Consider the following 2,764-nt stretch of genomic DNA (forward strand, 5'->3'; position numbering starts at 1 on the left):
CGCCGACGCGGCCGACGCGGGCCTCGCGATCAGCGGCATCTTCGACCTCGCGCCGATCGCCGGCACGACCCTGAACGACGCCCTCGCCCTCTCCACCGAGGAGATCGAGACGCTCTCGCCGATCCGCCACCTGCGCCCGGGCACGCCGCCCGTCGCGGTCGTGTACGGCGCCGACGAGCTCTTCGAACTCCGCCGCCAATCGGACGCCTACCACGCCGCCCGCCGTGCCGCGGGGCTGGACGGGCCGCTGATCCCGGTGCCGGGCGCCAACCACTTCACCGTGCTCGACGGGCTGATCGACCCCGAGGGCGTCATCAGCCGCACGGCTGCGCGGCTCGCCGGATTGTAGGCCCCGACACGAGGCCCCTTCCCATCAGATCGACCCGACGAGACGCCCCATGCCCCCGTTCCCGACGATCCCCGCTCTGCACGCGGCCTACGCCGCCGGAGAGGACCCGCGCGCGATCCTGGCGGAGGTGTACCGCCGCATCGCGGACACCGACGATCCCGGCATCTTCCTCGCCCTCGTGCCGGAGCCCGAAGCCGCGGCGGCCTTGGCCGCGCTCGGCCCGTTCGATCCGGCGAGCAAGCCGCTCTGGGGCATCCCGTTCGCGGTGAAGGACAACGTCGACGTCGCTGGGATGGCGACGACGGCCGCGTGCCCCGACTTCGCCTACACCGCCACCGAGACCGCCCACGCGGTCGAAAAGCTTCTGGCGGCGGGCGCGATCCTCGTCGGCAAGACCAACCTCGACCAGTTCGCCACCGGCCTCGTCGGGGTACGGACACCCTATCCGGTGCCACGCAACGCGATCGATCCGGCCTACGTACCGGGCGGCTCCAGCAGCGGCTCGGCGGTGGCGGTCGCCCGCGGCCTCGTCGCCTTCGCGCTCGGCACCGACACGGCGGGCTCGGGCCGGGTGCCGGCGGCCCTGAACAACGTCGTCGGCCTGAAGCCGTCGCTCGGCAGCGTCTCGACGCGCGGCATGGTTCCGGCCTGCCGCACGCTCGACACGCTCTCGGTCTTCGCCGGCACCGTGGCCGACGCCGACGCCGCCTTCCGGATCATGGCCGGCTACGACCTCGCCGACGCGTATTCCCGGCGACTGCCGCTGCCGGCGCCGTCGGCGATCCCGCCCGGCCTGCGCCTCGGCGTGCCGGATGCGCAGGGGCTGGATTTCGCCGGAGACGCCCTGTCGGAGGCGGCCTTCGCGGCGAGCCTTTCCGACCTCGAAGCACTCGTCGGCGCAGCGCGCCCGGTGGACTTTGCGCCGATGTTTTCGACCGCGCGCCTGCTCTACACCGGCCCCTGGGTGGCCGAGCGCTACCAGGCGATCCGCGACGTGATCGAGACGCGGCCCGAGATCCTGCATCCGACGACGCGGGCCGTGATCGAGAACGCGAAGGGTTTCTCGGCGGCGGACGCCTTCGGCGGGCTCTATCGCCTGGCCGAGCTGCGGCGTGCGGCCGACGCGGTCTGGGACGCGGTCGACGTGCTCGTCGTGCCGACCTTCCCGCGTCCGAGGACGGTCGCCGACCTCGCCGCCGACCCGATCGGACCGAACAGCGAGCTCGGCACCTACACCAACTTCGTCAACCTGCTCGACTGGTGCGCGCTCGCCGTGCCCGGCCGCTTCCGGGCGGACGGCTTCCCCGCGGGGGTGACGCTGCTGGCGCCCCGCGGCTGCGACGGGCTGATCGCGGCAATCGGCGCCCGCCTGCACGCGGCGTCCGGCGTGCCGATCGGGGCGAGCGCCGTGCCGGTCCCGGAGGCGGTCGCGCCGAAGAAGCCTCAGGGCGACGCAATCGAGCTGGCGGTGGTCGGCGCGCACCTGTCGGGCCTGGCCCTCAACGGCGAGCTGACCGGCCTCGGCGCCCGCTTCCTGCGGGCCGTCTCGACGGCGCCGGACTACCGCTTCTACGCGCTCCCCGGCGGCCCGCCGCATCGGCCGGGCCTGCTGCGGGTGGCGGCCGGCACGGGCACGGCGATCGAGACCGAGGTCTGGGCGCTCCCGCCCGAGGCCTTTGGCCGCTTCGTCTCGACGATCCCGAGCCCGCTGGGCGTCGGCACCCTGCGCCTTTCCGACGGCACGGCCCCGAAGGGGTTTTTGGTCGAGGCCGAAGGCGTCGTCGGTGCCGAGGAGATCGGGCGCTACGGCGGCTGGCGCGGGTTCCTGGCCCGCGCCGCCGGTTGATCCGGGCGAAACGCGCTACTTGAGGCTGGCGATCGCGCCGGCGAGGCCGTCGAGGGAGGTCGCGATGGCGACGGGGGCGGCGGTCTCGCTCCGGCGATAGCGTACGCGGACGGAGGCGCGCGCGGCGATCGCCCGGCGAAGAGCCTCGTCCACCGCCAGGAAGCCGAGGCAGAGGCTGGCGTTGCAGCTCTCCAGGCGGATCACGGTCTCCTCGGCCGCGCCGAACGCCAGCCCCACGGTGCGAGCCGACCATGCGCCCACCGGCGCGCGCACCACGAAGACCGGCGCCCCCGCGCTGGTGGCCGCGAGCGACCAGCTGAAAGCGAAGGCCCCGTCGCCGTCCACGATCGATTGCGAGGCGTTGCAGACCCGGCGATGGCGGCGCAGGTTCTCATCGCAGATCAGGGTCCAGGTCGCGAAGGCCTGGATCATCCGGCGGGTGTCGCCCGGCGCCTTGCCGGGAAGCGGCGCACCCTCGGGCGGGTGGACGCGATAGGCCGGCGCCGCGAACTGGGCGCGGGGCGGGTCGTCGGTGGAGACTGCGCCGCGCATCGCGAACGGCCCGAGGG

General features: G+C 74.2%; 2 protein-coding genes and 1 pseudogene. 2 read left to right on the plus strand and 1 reads right to left on the minus strand.

Features of this window, described 5'->3' with window-relative positions:
* Positions 1-349 (plus strand): annotated as a pseudogene (locus tag FV222_RS29950) (alpha/beta hydrolase); the annotation flags it as partial.
* 49 nt (positions 350-398) lie between these two features.
* Positions 399-2,195 (plus strand): allophanate hydrolase, encoded by a 1,797-nt coding sequence (gene atzF / locus FV222_RS22200; RefSeq protein WP_147761684.1) that lies wholly within the window; start codon positions 399-401, stop codon positions 2,193-2,195.
* A gap of 15 nt (positions 2,196-2,210) precedes the next feature.
* On the opposite strand, the gene FV222_RS22205 is transcribed toward atzF, so the two are convergent.
* Positions 2,211-2,764, minus strand: a 554-nt coding sequence (locus FV222_RS22205) for an invasion associated locus B family protein (protein WP_210248506.1), incomplete at its 5' end; no start/stop codon positions are given.

The sequence above is a fragment of the Methylobacterium sp. WL103 genome, from assembly GCF_008039885.1.
Classification (GTDB): Bacteria; Pseudomonadota; Alphaproteobacteria; order Rhizobiales; family Beijerinckiaceae; genus Methylobacterium; species Methylobacterium cerastii.